The organism is Cryobacterium sp. GrIS_2_6 (assembly GCF_035984545.1).
Classification (GTDB): domain Bacteria; phylum Actinomycetota; class Actinomycetes; order Actinomycetales; family Microbacteriaceae; genus Cryobacterium.
This window is the reverse complement of the sequence record NZ_JAXCHP010000001.1, coordinates 1,668,786-1,684,564: the sequence shown is the minus strand read 5'-3', so window position 1 is coordinate 1,684,564 and position 15,779 is coordinate 1,668,786. Positions and strand designations below refer to the sequence as shown.

14 protein-coding genes are annotated in these 15,779 nt (G+C 69.3%); 8 read left to right on the top strand and 6 right to left on the bottom strand.

Annotation, left to right across the window (positions count from 1 at the left end; all coding sequences use genetic code 11):
• Position 1 precedes the first annotated feature (1 nt).
• From RCH22_RS08395 to RCH22_RS08375, 5 genes are read left to right on the top strand one after another with little or no spacing between them, the layout of a single operon-like run.
• The gene (locus RCH22_RS08395; protein WP_327013571.1) at positions 2–2,047 is read left to right on the top strand and encodes a response regulator; all 2,046 of its coding nucleotides are present in this window, start codon (positions 2–4) and stop codon (positions 2,045–2,047) included.
• A complete protein-coding gene (locus RCH22_RS08390) occupies positions 2,044–3,090 on the top strand; it encodes a chemotaxis protein CheB (protein ID WP_327013570.1) in 1,047 nt (348 codons plus the stop codon). The genes RCH22_RS08395 and RCH22_RS08390 overlap by 4 nt, the downstream gene beginning before the upstream one ends.
• Complete coding sequence (locus RCH22_RS08385) at positions 3,087–4,346, top strand: protein-glutamate O-methyltransferase CheR (protein WP_327013569.1); 1,260 nt, start codon at positions 3,087–3,089, stop codon at positions 4,344–4,346. Before RCH22_RS08390 ends, RCH22_RS08385 begins: the two co-directional genes overlap by 4 nt.
• Positions 4,343–4,732, top strand: coding sequence for a chemotaxis protein CheW (locus tag RCH22_RS08380; RefSeq protein WP_327013568.1), 390 nt, complete (start codon positions 4,343–4,345; stop codon positions 4,730–4,732). Before RCH22_RS08385 ends, RCH22_RS08380 begins: the two co-directional genes overlap by 4 nt.
• The gene (locus tag RCH22_RS08375) at positions 4,729–5,661 is read left to right on the top strand and encodes a diguanylate cyclase (protein ID WP_327013567.1); all 933 of its coding nucleotides are present in this window, start codon (positions 4,729–4,731) and stop codon (positions 5,659–5,661) included. The genes RCH22_RS08380 and RCH22_RS08375 overlap by 4 nt, the downstream gene beginning before the upstream one ends.
• Positions 5,662–5,744: 83 nt before the next feature.
• On the opposite strand, the gene RCH22_RS08370 is transcribed toward RCH22_RS08375, so the two are convergent.
• From RCH22_RS08370 to RCH22_RS08350, 5 genes are all read right to left on the bottom strand, one after another.
• Entirely contained in the window at positions 5,745–6,827 is a 1,083-nt protein-coding gene (locus RCH22_RS08370; RefSeq protein WP_327015481.1) for a glycosidase, read from the bottom strand.
• Between the two features lie 86 nt (positions 6,828–6,913).
• Positions 6,914–7,747 (bottom strand): carbohydrate ABC transporter permease, encoded by an 834-nt coding sequence (locus RCH22_RS08365; protein WP_327015480.1) that lies wholly within the window; start codon positions 7,745–7,747, stop codon positions 6,914–6,916.
• A gap of 71 nt (positions 7,748–7,818) precedes the next feature.
• Positions 7,819–8,688 carry a sugar ABC transporter permease gene (locus tag RCH22_RS08360; protein WP_327015479.1) on the bottom strand — a complete coding sequence of 290 codons (870 nt, stop codon included), beginning with the start codon at positions 8,686–8,688 and terminating at the stop codon, positions 7,819–7,821.
• Between the two features lie 90 nt (positions 8,689–8,778).
• The gene (locus RCH22_RS08355; protein ID WP_327013566.1) at positions 8,779–10,083 is read right to left on the bottom strand and encodes an extracellular solute-binding protein; all 1,305 of its coding nucleotides are present in this window, start codon (positions 10,081–10,083) and stop codon (positions 8,779–8,781) included.
• 164 nt (positions 10,084–10,247) lie between these two features.
• Entirely contained in the window at positions 10,248–11,273 is a 1,026-nt protein-coding gene (locus RCH22_RS08350) for a LacI family DNA-binding transcriptional regulator (RefSeq protein ID WP_327013565.1), read from the bottom strand.
• A 240-nt stretch (positions 11,274–11,513) separates the two neighbouring features.
• Between RCH22_RS08350 and RCH22_RS08345 the strand changes: the two genes are divergently transcribed.
• The 3 genes from RCH22_RS08345 (at position 11,514) to RCH22_RS08335 (ending at position 15,329) form a co-directional block, all read left to right on the top strand.
• The gene (locus tag RCH22_RS08345; RefSeq protein WP_327015478.1) at positions 11,514–12,335 is read left to right on the top strand and encodes a cytochrome c oxidase assembly protein; all 822 of its coding nucleotides are present in this window, start codon (positions 11,514–11,516) and stop codon (positions 12,333–12,335) included.
• Positions 12,336–12,421: 86 nt separating this feature from the next.
• Positions 12,422–13,891: a lipase maturation factor family protein gene (locus RCH22_RS08340; protein WP_327013564.1), complete on the top strand. Its 1,470-nt coding sequence runs from the start codon at positions 12,422–12,424 to the stop codon at positions 13,889–13,891.
• Positions 13,884–15,329: an NAD(P)/FAD-dependent oxidoreductase gene (locus tag RCH22_RS08335; RefSeq protein WP_327013563.1), complete on the top strand. Its 1,446-nt coding sequence runs from the start codon at positions 13,884–13,886 to the stop codon at positions 15,327–15,329. Before RCH22_RS08340 ends, RCH22_RS08335 begins: the two co-directional genes overlap by 8 nt.
• A gap of 31 nt (positions 15,330–15,360) precedes the next feature.
• Here RCH22_RS08335 and RCH22_RS08330 read toward each other — a convergent pair whose 3' ends face one another.
• Positions 15,361–15,768, bottom strand: a complete 408-nt coding sequence (locus tag RCH22_RS08330; RefSeq protein WP_327013562.1) for an RNA-binding S4 domain-containing protein — start codon at positions 15,766–15,768, stop codon at positions 15,361–15,363.
• Positions 15,769–15,779: the final 11 nt, after the last annotated feature.

Genomic DNA, 15,779 nt, shown 5'->3' with positions numbered 1-15,779 from the left:
CGTGCTCGGCATCGAAGAGGTGCGGGAACTGTTCAATCAGGAGGCCGAGGTGCGGCTCGCGCATCTCGACCAGCTGCTGCTCCAGCTGGAACAGCACGGCGAAGACGAGACCCTGATCCGGTCCATCTTCCGCGAACTGCACACCCTCAAGGGATCCTCTGCCGTCGCGGGGCTCGACGCCGTGAGCCACCAGGCCCACGAGCTCGAGGACATCGTGGCGGGCCTGCGGGCCGGCACTCAGGCCGTCACCGCGGACATCATCGACGTGCTCCTTGTCGGAGTAGACCGTCTCGGCCGCGTCATCGCCGGAACCAGGGACGGTGATCACCCGGAACCGGGCGCAGGGGACCACGGCGAAACGGAGCCGCGTGAAACCGGGCCCGGCGATTCCCTTGTCGCGGTGGAGTCGGGCGTGGTCGTACCGGCGTCGGAACCCCCCGAGATCCCCGTACTGGAGACCGCGTGGGCCAGGGACTCCGGGGGCGCCGTCCTGGTGCCGATGGAACGTCTGGACGAACTGGTGCGGCTGATCGGGGAATCGGCCTCGGCGCACCTCCGGGTCGGCCGGATGCTGACCGAGAAATTCGGCGTCGACCCGACGCTGGCCACCGAATTCACCGACCTCTCACGTACCCTCAACGAACTGCAGAACCGTGCCATGCGCACCAGGATGATCGCCCTGGCCACCATCACCGACCGACTCCAGCGCGCCGTGCGCGACCTGGCGCGCGCGGCGGGCAAGACGATCAACTGGGAGGTGCGGGGCGCCGACACCGAACTCGACCGGAGCATGCTTGTGCAACTGTCCGACGTGCTGCTGCACCTCGTGAGGAACGCCGTCGACCATGGTATCGAGGACACCACGCAGCGGCTCGCCACGGGGAAGCCGGCGGACGGCAGCATCCGTTTGCACGCCATGCAACTCGGCTCCGAGGTCATCATCGCCGTCACCGACGACGGCGGCGGCATCGACACTGCACGGGTCCGGGAACAGGCGGAACGCGAGGGCATCGACACCCGGGGAATGAGCGAGGACGACGTCCTGCACCTGGTCTTCCACGCCGGACTGTCGACGACCAGGATCGTGACCGACCTCTCCGGGCGCGGCGTCGGCCTCGATGTCGTGCGCGCCAACGTCGAAGCGGCACACGGGCGCGTCGAGGTACGCTCGAGGCCCGGCCTCGGCACGGAATTCCGGGTCATCGTGCCGATCACGCTTGCGGTACTGCGGTGCCTTCTTGTCGAGTCCGGCGGCCAGCGGTTCGCCCTGCCGTTCCACCGGGTCGTGCTGTCCCAGGGTTTCGACCCGTCCGATGCCTCGAGTGTCGAGGGCCGGCCGGTGATCATGGTCGATGACCAGCCCGTCGCCGTGGCGACGCTCGCCGCGACTCTTGACCTGGCCGCCGTCGGGCCGGGCACCGGGCCGATCGTGGTCCTCGCCGACACGGCCCGCCGCTTCGGTTTCCAGGTCGACCGCCTCGTCGGACAGCGCGATGTCGTCGTCACGGGTCTGAGCGGTGCGGTGGCGCACCTTCCGGCGGTCGCGGGTGCGAGCGTCGAACCGGACGGTTCCGTGCTCATCGTGCTCGACCCGCCCGGCCTCATCCACCGTGCCCGCCAGAATGACAGGGGCCGGTCGCCGGAGCAGGGTGCCGACGCTGTCGCACCGTCTCGTCAGCGCATCCTCGTCGTGGACGACGCGCTCACCATCCGGGAGTTGCAGCGGAGCATCCTGGAACGGGCGGGGTTCGACGTCCGCGTCGCCGTCGACGGCACGGATGCCCTGGCCCGGCTCGCCGAGGAGGCCGCCGAGCTGATCCTCACCGACATCGAGATGCCCAACATGGACGGATTCGAACTGACGGAAGCGGTCCGCGCGGACCCCGCATTCACGAACATCCCCGTGCTCATCCTCAGCTCACGGTCGAGCGAGGCGGACAGGCAGCGGGGTCTCGATGCGGGCGCCGACGGGTTCATCCTGAAGAGCGGCTTTGACGAGGGCAGCCTGCTCACGGCCGTGAAGCGCCTGATCGGAGCCCGGATATGACGGTCGTGCGCGTACTCATCGTCGAGGATGCCCCGACCAACGGCGGTCCGCTGACCCGCGTGTTGCAACGTGACGGCGACATCGTCGTCTTCGGCCAGACCAGGACAGGGGCCGCGTCGATCGCACTCGTCACGCGGGACGCCCCAGACGTCATCATCCTCGGCCTGCACACCGATGACGGCACCGGACAGGAGTTCATCGAACAGGTCATGGCCCGTGTTCCGACGCCGATCCTGGTGCTCTCGTCCCGGCTCACGGACCGGCGCTCCCCGTCGGCGATTGAAGCCCTCGTCGCCGGAGCCCTCGAAACCCTGTCGGTCCCCACGGTCTGGACGACCGAGATCGAAGCCCGGCTTCGCCACACAGTCCGCCAGCTCAGCAAGGTCCAGACGATCAGGCACCCGCGCGGAGGACTGAATCGACGTCTGGGCGTCAAACCGGCCGGCCAGGGCGGGTCGACGCGGGTGGCGCACGGCCGGAACACGGTCGTCGCTCTCGCCGCGTCGACCGGGGGTCCTACGGCGCTGGCCACGGTGCTGGCCGGCCTCGGCGGTTTGGCTGCGCCGGTGCTGGTCGTGCAGCACCTGCATCCCGACTTCACGGGCGGCTTCGTCGATTGGATGGCCCGCGTGTCGGCGCTTCCGGTCGAGCTCGCGGTGAGTGGTCAGGTCGTCCGGCCCGGCCACGTCTATTTCGCGCCCGGCGGTGTGCACTTGCGGCTAACGGCCGGACTGCGGATGGAACTCGCGACGACCCCGGTGACGATCCACCAACCGTCCGCGGACGTCCTGTTCCGGTCCGTCGCCGAGCAGGCCGCATCAGCCGCGATCGGGGTCATCCTGACCGGTATGGGTGATGACGGTGCCAGGGGACTGCTTGAGATCCACCGCCAGAACGGCCACACCTTCGGGCAGGACCAGGAGAGTTGTGCTGTCTTCGGGATGCCGCAGGCAGCGTGGGACCTCGGGGCGTTGAGCGGTCTCGTGCCCCTCGGGCAGCTCGCGGCGACAATCGTGCGCACGGCGTCGGCGGTGACGGCGTGACCGAACGGGACCCGTCGGAGGACGTCATCAACCGCGTGGCCGAGCTGCTCAGGACAGCGGTGGGACTCCGACCGGAATCAACCCTGCGCGCCCGGTTGCGCCGCTCCATCCGCGACGAGATCGTCCTGCTCGAACTGGATTCGGACGGGTATCCCGAGGCCCTGGCCCACGACTCAGAACTCCGGCAGAGGCTTCTGAACCGCGTCACGGTTCAGGAAACGGGCTTCTTCCGCCATCCCGAGCAGTTCGACATGCTCGCCCGTGCGATTCTCCCGTCAGTGCCGTCGCCGGTGACGCTCTGGAGCGCAGGCTGCGCGAACGGGCAGGAGGCGTTCAGCCTCGCCATGGTCCTCGAAGAGAACGGCATCGAAGGATCGGTCGTCGCGACCGACGTCTCCACATCGGCCCTGCAGCGCACCCGGGCCGCTTCGTACAGCACCCGCGAAATCGCCGGGCTGAGCCCGGAACGCGTCGCGCGCCATCTCAGGCCCGTCGGCGCGGCCTGGGAAGTCGTCCCCGCGCTGCGTGCCCGGGTCAGCACCTTGCATCACAACCTCATCGAGCCACTGCCCGCCCGGATCCAGCCGGCCCGGATCGTGTTCTGTCGCAACGTGCTCATCTACTTCTCCCGCCAACACGCCCGAGACTTTTTGGACACCGTGGCCGAAGCGCTGCCCCTGGCCTGGCTCATCCTCGGCGCGACCGAGACGGTCCGGGGTGTCGGCGAACGCTACGAGACTCTTCGGATCGGGGACAGCTATGCCTACCGGTCGTTCCGTGTTCCCGATGCGACTCCAGCGGGAGCAGCGAAACGGATGCCGATGCGCACCCCGGCCTCCTCGGCCCCCCGTGCGCAACCGATCCCGGATCTCCTTCCCATACCTGTCCCCGTCGCCGCCGAAGACGGAGCGGACCTGGCTCCCATCATCGCCGGGCTCGTTCTCACCGGCCAGCGGGCCCTCGCGGAACATGACCAGGGCGGCGCCGTCGTCATCTTCCGCAAGTGGGCGTACCTCGCCCCCGACGACCCGATCGCGCACCTCCACCTCGGACTCGCATTCGAAGCGGCCGGCGACCGTACATCGGCACGGCGTGCCTTCGGCGCGGCCCGACGTGCCCTGCCGGACTCCTCGTCCGGCATGATCCCGCAGGGGCTGGAGGGGTACGCTCCGGCGGAACTCCGTAAGTTACTAGACAGCAGGCTGAGCGGCGCAACCCGGCGCGACGGCACCGAACATGATCGGACACGACGATGACGACCATGGTCTGCTTCCACACCGCAGGCACCGAATACTGCCTCCCGGTCGAGTCCACCCGCGGCGTGCGCACCGCCGCCGACCTGCGGGCAATCCCGGGCACGGCGAGCGACATCGCCGGGATCCTACCCGGCCAGCCGCCGCTCACCGTCATTTCCGTGCTCGGTGGCGCAGGCGACACCGGCGGTTACGTCCTCGTCGTCGAATCCGGTGACACCACGTTCGGGCTGCTCGTCGACGCCGTCGACGGGTTGCGACGGATCGCGGCCACCGACATCCGCCCGGCCTCCACCGGGCGAGGGCGTTCGTACGTCTCGGGAACGATCGACATGGACGGCCGGCTGATGCTGGTGGCCGACCCCGATGCATTGGCGGCGCGACTGTGATCGATCCCGGCGCCGAGCCACCGACCGTGCTGATCACCGACGACTCGCTCGTGATCCGCGCCGTGGTCCGTTCTTACCTCGAAGCGGAGGGCTACCGCGTCGTCGAGGCTGTCGACGGGTCCGCGGCGCTCGAATACTGCCAACAATCGCCGCCGGACGTGATTCTCCTCGACATCGAAATGCCCGGTCTCGACGGCTACGAGGTTCTCGCCGAACTCAAGGCCGACCCGCTGCTGCGCGACCTGCCGGTCGTCTTCCTGACCACACTCACGGACATGCAGGATGTGCTGCGCGGACTGCGCGGCGGGGCGCACGACTACCTCAAGAAACCGTTCGAGCCCGCCGAGCTCGTCGCCCGCGTGGCCGCGGCGGCACACGTCAAGAAGCTGCAGGACCAGCTCCGCCAGCGCAACGCTGAACTCGACCTGCTCAGCCGCACCGACGCGCTGACCGGACTGCACAATCGCAGGCACCTCGAAGAGGAACTTGCGCGGCTCCAGTCCGACGCCGTGCGACACGATGATCCTCTGTGCGTGCTCCTGCTCGACATCGACCATTTCAAGCGGGTCAACGATGGCCACGGGCACCCGGCCGGCGACGCCGTACTCTCCGGGTTCGCCGAACGTCTCCGCGGCGAGCTCCGCGAGGAAGACGTGGCGGGCCGGTGGGGCGGCGAGGAATTCCTCGTCGTCCTGCCGCGCACCGACCTGGACGGTGCCCTGATCGTCGCCAACCGGATCCGCATGGCCGTGGAAATCCGCCCGTTCCTGGTGGCGGGGGTCGAAATTCCCGTGACGGTCAGCGGAGGATGTGCCCTCGGACCGGTAGGCAACGTTGACGGCCTGATCCGCCTCGCCGACGAGGGCCTCTACGCCGCCAAGGAGGACGGCCGAAACCGGATCCAGGTCGCCGCGCTCAGCCGCCCTTGAATTACGGAAAAAACACCCTCGTCGCGACGACGAAGGTGCTTTCTCCGCAACTGGGCGGATGTTCCGAACGGGGGGTTTCGGAACTATCCGTCAGTCGGGTCCAGGGTGGTGCGGTCCAGGCGGGCGACACCGATCTTCGAATCGGCCATCCCGTAGAAGACGTACTGGCGGCCCTCGACCTCCTCGATCGCGGTCGGGAAGACCACGTTCGGCACGATGCCGCTGAGCTCGTCGGGCGTCTCCGCCTTCAGGAGCGGTTCGCTCGTGCGCTGCAGGACGATCGTCGGGTCGTCCGCGTCGAGGATCATGGCCCCCGCCGCATAGTTCACCTTCTGCTGCTGCGAGAATGCGCCGTCGATCACGCCGGTGACGCCGTGGTGCAGCAGCAGCCAGCCCTCCGGCACCCGCAACGGGGCGGGTCCGCCGCCGATCTTGAGTTCTTCGAACGCGAACTCCGGCCCGGCGAGGAAGCGGTGGCCGCTCCAGAACGAGAGCTTCGTCACGTCGGCGAGCACATCCGCGACCGGCACGTAACTGATCCAGATGCTCTGCCTGGTGTCGGTAACCCCGGCCGGCACCCGGATGCCTTCACCCGGCTTGACCTCGCCGAGGTCCCACATCGGCCGGTGCAGCACCGCGAAGGATTCCACGCCGTTCGGCCCCGTGACGGGCTCCGGGAAGAAGACGGTGTCCTTGTTGTGGAACAGGTTCAGGTCCATGTCCAGTGCTTCGTCGAAGGCGAAGAGCACCGGGCCGAGCCTGCGCCAGCTGCGGAGGTCGGCTGAGACCGCGAGTGCCGTGCGTGGACCGAGCGGGCCGTACGCGACATAGGTCATCACGTGCAGGCCGAGCCGCGGGACGAAGGTGACCCGCGGGTCTTCGACGCCGGCGTTGTGGGCGCCGCGTTCCCAGCCCTGGTCGGGCTCGAGGACGACGCCCTCGCGCTCGACGCCCGTCGGCACGCCGTCGGTGATGATCACGCGTGCGAGTCCGACTCGGGAGACGTTCCCGGTCGCGACGAGACGGGGCAGCAGGCACAGGGTGCCGTCTGGCGTGTGCCCTGAGCCGGGGTTGAGCACGCCCTCCGCCTCGAGGGTGTTGCCCGGTTCCGGCGTCATGACGACGCCCATCCGGGTGAGGCGGTAGGGGAATGCCGCGCCGGGCATCCGTTTCGGGGCGGAGGCGTGCGGCACGTTCGCCGGGGAGGGGGCGGACGAAGGGACGGGGGATGCTGCGGTGGATTCGCGCATGACTAGCCTTTCACGCCTGAACCGATGTCGGTCGAGACGAAGTGTCGTTGGAAGAGGATGAAGAGGATGACGGCGGGTCCGGCCAGCACGCAGGCGCCGGCGAGGACCGCTCCGAAGGGGTTCGCCGCGGAGGCCGCGACGGTGCTGATGTAGTTGGCGAGCGCGACCGCGAGCGGCTGCATCGAGGCCTGCTTGGTGACCAGGAACGGCCAGAGGAATTCGTTCCACGGGCCGATGAAGGTCAGTAGCACGACGGTGAGCAGGGCGGGGCGCACGAGCGGGAGGGCGATCCGCCAGAGCAGCACGACCTCGCCGGCACCGTCGATCCTGGCCGCGTCGAAGAGCTCGCGGGGGACCTGCAGGAAGTACTGCCGGAAGATGATCACGGCCGTCGAGTTGATCGCGAACGGCAGGATCATGCCGAGGTAGTTGTCGGCAAGGCCGTAGTCCCTCGCGATCATCACGTAGAGCGGGATCATCAGCAGCTGGAACGGAACGACCTGGACGAGCAGAACGAGCGCGAAGGTGATCCCGCGGCCGCGCCACTGCAGCTGGGCGAGCGCGTAGCCGACGAGGACTCCGAACACGAGGGTGCCGAGGATCACGCCGCCGGTGAAGATGCCGGAGTTGAGCAGGGTCTGCATCAGGTTGACGCGGCTGTTGATGTCCGCGTAGTTCTCGAGGGTGAGGTTGGCCGGGTTCGGGAATGCTCCCGCGATGGAGGTGTCCGGCGACTTCTGCAGTGAGCCGACGATCATGTAGTAGAACGGGAACAGGAACGCCACGGCTCCGATGGTGAGCACGACGCCGCGAAGGATATTCTGTCCGCGGCTCATGCCGCTGGTCGTGCGCGTTCCCGGTGCGCGCGTGCTGAGTGTGCCTGTACCCGTGTCTGGTGTGCGCTTGCTCATGATTCGTCACCTCCGGCGACCTTGCGCTGGATGAAGGCGATGATGAGCACGCCGATCACCAGGATGATGCCGATCGCGGACGCGGTGTCCGGGTTCCCCTGCTCGATGCCCTTCTGGTACATCAGCAGCACGGGAGAGGTCGATGCCCCGTTCGGGCCGCCGCCGCCGGTGAGGAGGTACGGCTCGGTGAAGAGGTTCGCTCCCGTCACGGTGGAGAGCAGCAGCACGAGCACCGTCGCCGGGCGCACGCCGGGGATCGTGACGGAGAAGAACTTGCGGATCGCACCGGCACCGTCTGTCGAGGCGGCCTCGTAGAGCTCGGTCGACACGCTCTGCAGCGCGGCGAGGTACAGCAGAATATAGAAGCCGAGCTGCTTCCAGGTCACGAACAGGGCGATCGTGGGCATCGCCCAGGTCGGGCTGATCAGCCAGGACGGGTCGGGGGCGAGCGGGCCGAGGACCTGGTTGACGAGGCCGCCACCGCTGAAGAGGAAAAGCCATACGCCGACGACCGCGACGCTCGCGGTGACGTAGGGCACGTAGTACGCGACCCGCAGGAAGGTGCGGCCGCGCACGGCCTTGTTGAGTGCCGTTGCGAGGACGAGCGAGAGTACGACGGTCAGCGGCACGTTGATCAGCAGGAAGATGCCGACGTTACCGAACGAGCGGATCACCGCGGGGTCGGAGAGCACCTCCTGGAAGTTGTCGAGGCCCACGAACGGCCGATCGACCTGGGCGCCGGGGGCGGCGAAGAAGTAGTCGTGGAAGGCCATGTACACCGCGAAGATGAGCGGGTACGCGAAGACGGCGATCACGAAGACGAGGTAGGGGGCGCTGAGCAGGAGCCCGATCGGATTCCGGCCCAGCCACGGGCGGCGCCGGGTGGCCCGCCCGCCGGGAGCCCGGGTGGGGCTCCCGGCGGACGAGGTCCGCGATGCGGTGACGGTCACGAGGTGCTACTTGCTCGAGACCAGGGTGTTGATCTTGTCTGCCGCGCCGCCCAGGGTGGACGAAATGTCGCCCTGGCCGAAGATGACCGACTTGGAGTACGCGTCCCGGAACGTCTGCCATACCTCGACCGAGTTCGACACGTTCGGAACCTCGACGGTGCGCGCGGCCTGGTCGCCGAAGGCGACGTAGGCCGGGTTCGCGGCGAAGTAGTCCGGGTACGTGGTGGTCAGGTCGGAGCGGATCGGCATCTGGCCGGTCAGGCTGAGGAGCTGGCCGTCCTGCGCCTCGCTCGTGGAGAACTTCAGCACGTCCCAGGCTGTGCCTTGGTTCTTGCACGCTGTGTACATGCCGACGTTCTTGGCGTCGCTGAACGTGTATGTCTTGTCAGCGGATGTGCCCGCGCTCGTCGGCACCGGAACGGCGCCCCAGTTCACCTTGTCCTTGTACACCGGAACAGCCCACGGTCCCACGATCGACATTGCGGCCTTGCCGTCGGCGAACGAGTCGCCCTGGTAGAGCTCCTTGTTCGCGAGTCCCTCGGTGTACATGGTCTTCCAGAACTCGGCGACCTTGGCGCCCTCGTCGCCGGTGAACGTGGCCTTGCCGTCTTCGACGAGCTGCTTGCCCCCGGTCTCGGCGGCGTACAGCGGGTAGAAGTCGAACCAGCTCTGGTAGAACTCACTCGTCGGGGACGGGTAGATCGCGTTCGCCGCGGCCCCACTGGAGACCAGGGCGCGGGAGGCGGTCAGGAACTCGTCGTAGGTGGCGAGCTTCGGGTGCTCCGGGTCGAGCCCGGCCTTGGCGAACATGTCCTTGTTGTAGAAGATCATCACAGGATTGGACTTCCACGGCATCTGGTAGAACTTGCCGTCTGTTGACTCGTACTGGGCCGCGGTATCGCCCGAACGGGCCTTGATGTAGGAGTCGCCGTCGGAGAAGCTGCTCAGGTTGACGAGGCCGCCCTGCTTCTGGAACTGGGGAACAGCGACCGGGGCTGTGTTGTACACGAGGCACGGTGCGTTTCCCGCAGTGATGGCGGCGCCGATCACTTCCTCGCTGCTCTTTCCGGCCGGGATCTCCTGCGCGGTGACGGTTTCATTCGGGTGGTCGGCGTTCCAGGCGGTCACCATCTGCTTGCCCCAGGCGATCTCGGTCGCGTTGTTCGAGTACCAGATCGTGATGGGGCCGTGGGCCGTCGTCGCCGCTCCCGCCGCGCCGCCGCCCGATGAGCAGGCGCCGAGGGCGAGGATGACGGCGGCCGATGCCGCGGTCGCGGCGAGGACTCGCCGGGTTCGTGCTGTGCTGTGCATGGTTTCTCCATTCATTCCCCGCGGCAGCTCTGCCTCGGGTGTGATTCGGGTGGTGCGGCACGCGGGGAAGGGCGTGCTGGAGGACCGCGGCCGACGCGGGGTCGGTGCGGTGGCGGAGGGTTCGGTGGCGGATCGGAGGTGAGGAGTGGGGGACAGTGCGGCAGCTAGGGCCGCAGTGGGGTACCGGCGGAGCCGCGGATGACGAGACGGCCTGCCGGAAGATCGACGTCGGGTGCCGTGCCGAGCGCCATGAGGTCGAGCAGGGTCCGGCCGGCGGCCCGGCCCCAGTCGCTCGGGGCAGTGCGCACGGTGGTGAGCGCAGGGTAGACGTACCGGGTGAAGTCGATGTCGTCGAAGCCCGTGATTGAGACGTCGTCCGGTACGCGCAGGCCGAGTTCGTGCGCGACGCCGAGGCCGGCGATGGCCATCGGGTCGTTGGCGAAAACGATTGCCGTGGGCGGCGAGTCCTGGGTCAGGAGCCTGCGGGCGGCATCCGCCCCCGCTGCGACGGAGAAGTCGGTCTCGATGGACTGGCCGGCCGGGAGCCCAGCCTCGAGGAGGGCCGTGTCGAAGGCGGCCCGGCGGCGGCTACCGTGCAGGAGCGCCGGGCTGCCGGCGACGTGGGCGATGCGCCGGTGGCCGAGGGAGACGAGGTAGCGCACGGTTTCGGCGACGCCAGGGGTGTCGTCGACCGAGATGCACGGGAAGGGGCTCTCGGTGTCCGGCCGGCCGAGCGTGACGGCGGGAAGGCCGAGTTCCTGCAGAAGCGGGATGCGGGGGTCGTTGTGCCGGAGGTCGCTCAGGAAGACCCCGTCGACGCGGCCGTCGGAGACGAGCGATCGGTAGGTGCGCATTTCGGTCTTCTCGTCGGGGACGACGCTCAGCACGAGGGCGAGGCCCTGAGGGGCGAGTACGGTCTCGACGCCGGCGATGAACGACGGGAAGAACGGGTCGGAGCCGAGGACCTCCGGGTCGCGGGCGATCACGAGGCCGAGCGCGAACGAACGCCGGGTGGATAGCGACCTGGCTCGCAGAGAGGGGGTCCAGCCGAGCCGCTCGGCGATCTCGAGGATGCGGACGCGACTCACGGCGGAGACACCGGGCCGGTCGTTGAGGGCGAAGGAGACGAGGCCTTTGCTGACTCCGGCCTCGCGGGCCACATCAGCGATGGTCACCTTGGGCTCACTCATCGCGCCTCCTCATCGATAGCACCCGCTCGTGTCTTCTGAACCGGTTTAGGCAAACCTATACCGGTTTAGTCCCCCACGTCAACCACTCGCCGAGCACATTCCCGCCGCCCAGGGACGGGGAAGACGCATAATGGGACGGGCGCCGGATATCCCGGCACGCATCAGCCAGAATGGTCGCTCACGCCTTCCTTCCTCGACTTCCTCGGCACCGCCCGGTTCGATCCGGTCGCGGGTTCGGGCATCCTTGTCGCCGCCGCGCTGTATCTCCTGGGTATCCGGGCCGCCGGCCGCAGGGGGACCGCCTGGCCGCTCCTCCCGACCCTCGGCTTCTTCCTGCTCGGACTCGGGTCCTGGGCGTGGGTGTCGTTCGGGTTCCTCGGAGCCTGGAGCCTCGACCTGCGCTGGGCGTTCACGACCCGGATCGCCCTCCTGCTCTTCGTGGTCCCGGCGCTGCTGAGCCTCGGTCGCCCCGTCGAGCTGGCGCGGGCCGCGCTCGACGGTCGGGCCCTGCGCGGGTTCAACGCCGTCCTCGGGTCCTGGTTCGTGCGTCTGGTCGGCAACGCCGTCTTCGCCCCGCTCTTCGCGATCGCCGCGTTCCTGGTCTTCCTGACCCCCCTCGCCTTCGTGCTGCGGAGCAATCCCGCTGCGGAGGCGAGCCTGACGCTGCTCGTGCCGCTGGTCGGACTGCTCATGGTGCTGCCCATCACCGACCACGCCCTCGTCCGCACGAGTCTCTTCATCACGGCCGAGTTCATGCTCGCCTTCGTCGAACTCGTGATGGATGCCATCCCCGGCATCCTGCTGCGACTCAACGAGACCGTGCTCGACGGGGCCCCGGCCCTGGTCGGGTCGTTCCCGGCCTGGTTCCCTTCGCCGCTCTGGGACCAGCACCTGTCCGGTGACTTCCTCTGGTTCATCGCGGAGGTCGCGGATATCCCGGTGCTGATCATCCTGTTCCTGCGCTGGAACCGCACCGACCGGCACGAGGCGAAGCAGCTCGACGAGCTCTCCGACGAGGAGATGGCCGCCCTCACCGCCGAGCACCTGCGCCGAGCACCGTGACCCTGCCCTGCCGGACCCTGCCCTGCCGGACCCTGCCCTGCCGGACCCTGCCCTGCTGGGCCAGGCGGGGCTAGGGTGACTGCACGATGGATCTCCTCGGTGCCCTCTTCGAGGCCGACGACTACTCGATAGCGCGGCAGGTCCTGCAGCGCGGAGTAGCAGCGATCTTCCTCGTGGCGTTCCTGTCCACCGCCAACCAGTTCCCGGCGCTGCTCGGGGATCATGGCCTGCTGCCGGTGCGCGACTGGGTGTCCCGCCTGCGGTTCCGCGATGCGCCGAGCCTCTTCCACTGGCGTTACTCCGACCGGATGCTGCGGGTGCTGGCCTGGGGCGGCGTCCTGGTGGCCGCAACCCTCGTCGCCGGCCTGCCGCAACTCGGCCCGCCCTGGCTCCCGATGCTCGCTTTCCTGCTGCTCTGGGCCGGGTACCTGTCGGTCGTCAACGTGGGGCAGACCTTCTACTCCTTCGGCTGGGAGAGCCTGCTGCTCGAGGCCGGGTTCGTCGTCGCCTTCCTCGGGTCGAACGAGGTGGCCCCGCCGCTCACGATCATTGTCTTCGTGCGCTGGCTGGTCTTCCGGCTGGAGTTCGGCGCCGGAATGATCAAGATGCGCGGCGGCCCGGAATGGCGGGACCTGACCGCGATGTTCTACCATCACGAGACACAGCCGATGCCGAACCCCGTGAGCTCCTTCGTGCACCGACTGCCGGCCTGGTTCCACCGCGGCGAGGTGCTCGGCAATCATGTCGCGCAACTCGTGGTGCCGTTCTTCCTCTTCGCGCCGCAGCCCGTCGCATCCGTCGCCGCCGCCGTGCTCGCCCTGACCCAGCTGTGGCTCGTGGCCACCGGCAACTTCGCCTGGCTGAACTGGATCACGATCGTGCTCGTCTTCGCCGCCGTCGACGACCGCGCCTTCCGGACGGTCTTCCCGTTCCTCCCCGGCGGCGCGGGCGAGCCCTCGGCAGTCCTCCCCGCCATCTCCCCGTCGTGGTTCGTCGTGCTCGTGCTCGCGGTCACCCTCCTGCTCGTGGTGCTGAGTTTCTGGCCGGCGCGCAACCTGGTCGCGCGCAGGCAGCTGATGAACGCGAGCTTCAACCGGTACCACCTCGTGAACGCCTACGGGGCCTTCGGCACCGTGACGAAGGAGCGCTATGAGATCGTCGTCGAGGGCAGCTCCGCCGAAGATCCCGGCGACGAGACGGCCTGGCGCGCCTACGAATTCCACGGCAAACCGGGGGACCCCGCCCGCCCGCCCCGCCAGTTCGCCCCGTATCACCTGCGGCTGGACTGGCTGATGTGGTTCCTCGCCCTCGGCGTGCGCGACACCCGGTGGTTCGAGATGTTCCTGGTGCGTTTGCTCGAGGGCGACCGGCCGACCCTCCGGATGCTGCGGGTCAACCCGTTCCCCGACGCTCCGCCCCGCTTCGTGCGTGCGCGGCTGTTCCGCTACCGGTTTGCGACCCGCGCCGAGCGGAGCGCCACCGGGGACTGGTGGGTGCGCACCCCGGCCGGGTTCTACGTACGTCCGGTCGCGCTCCCGGGTGGCCCCCGTGCCTGACGTGAACGTGGTCGGGGCCGGGCCGAACGGCCTCGCCGCCGCGGTCGTCTGCGCGAGGGCCGGCTTGTCCGTGACCGTCACCGAGCGTGCCGCCACGGCCGGCGGCGGCCTCCGCACCGGCGAGCTCACCCTGCCAGGCTTCCGGCACGACCTCGGCTCCGCGGTGCACCCCGCAGCCCTCGCCTCCCCGTTCTTCCGCGCCTTCGGGCTCAGCGAGCGGGTGCCGTTCGTGATCCCTGAGGTGTCATACGCGCATCCGCTCGATGTGCACCGCGCCGCCGTCGCCTACCGCGACCTCGACCGCACCGCCGCGGGCCTCGGCCGTGACGGCCCGGCCTGGACCCGGCTGCTCGGGCCCCTCGTCGACCGTATCGAGGGCGTCGTCTCATTCACCGGCCACCCGCTGCTGCGCTGGCCGGACGACCCGCGCGCCGCCCTCGAGTACGGCCTCCGCGTGCTGGCCCTCGGCACCCCCGCCGGGCGGATGCTGTTCCACGGTCCCGGCGCACCGGCCCTCCTCTCCGGCGTCGCCGCGCACGCTCCCGGCCGCCAGCCGGCACTCGCGCAGGCGGGGGCCGGGCTGCTCCTCGCGGCGGAGGCGCACGCGGACGGCTGGGGCTACCCGGTCGGCGGAGCGCAGGCGATCGCCGACGCGCTCGTCGCCGACCTGCTCGCCCACGGCGGCACGCTGCGGCTGAACACCGAGGTGCGCGGGCCCGGCGACCTCGATCCGGCCAGGGTCACCCTGCTCGACACCTCGACGGTCTTCCTCGACCGTTTCGCGGGGCCCGCGCTTCCGGACGGCTACCGGCGTGCGCTCCGCCGCTACCGCTACGGCACCGGCGTCGCCAAGGTCGACTTCGCGCTGTCCGGCCCGGTGCCCTGGACGAATCCGCGGCTCGCCCTCGCGCCGACCGTGCATCTCGGCGGCAGCCGGGTTGAGGTCGAGCGTGCCGAACGGCTGGTGTCCGGGGGACGCTCGCCGCGGCAGCCGTTCGTGCTGCTCGCCCAACCGAGTGTGCTCGACGCGAGCCGGGCGCCGACCGGGAAGGCCGTGCTCTGGGCCTACACCCACGTTCCGGCCGGCTGGAACGGCGACCCGGCCCTCGCGATCGTGCGAGCGATCGAACGCTATGCGCCCGGATTCCGCGATACGATCCTCGCCGCCGCGAGCCACACGCCCGCAGAGCTCGCCGCAGGGAATCCGAACCTCATCGGCGGCGACATCCTCGGCGGGGCGGTCTCCCTGCGCCAGCTCGTCAAGCGACCGGTCGTGTCGACCCACCCCTGGCGCACGCCCGTTCCCGGGGTCTACCTCTGCTCGGCGTCGACGCCGCCCGGTCCCGCCGTGCACGGCATGAACGGATGCTTCGCCGCCGCGCTCGCCCTGCAGGAGCACTTCGGAATCCGCACCCTTCCCGCCCTCGCCCCCGACTGATTCGACGGGGCGAACGGATGCCGGGGGAGGCTCAGTCGTTCTCCGGCCAGTCCTCGGGGCCCTGCCGCTCCGTGGCGCGCAACTTGTCGATGTCGCGGCGTTCCCGCTTGGTCGGACGCCCGGCGCCGCGGTCGCGCATCGGCACGAGCGCGACCTCCTCTCGCGGCGGCGGCGGCGGGGTCTTGTCCACGAAGCACTCGGCGGCGACGAGCGCGCCGACGCGCTTGTTCACGATCTTCGAAACCACGAGCACCCGGTCGAACCCGCTCGACCGCACCCGGACCTCGTCGCCGATGTGCACCGGCTGCGCCGACTTCGCCCGTTCGCCGTTCACCTTGACGTGACCGGCCCGGCACGCGGCCGTCGCGAGCGACCGGGTCTTGAACACCCGCACGGCCCACGTCCAGCTGTCCACGCGTGCCGTCGTCAGGGGGTCCATCCTTCGACTCT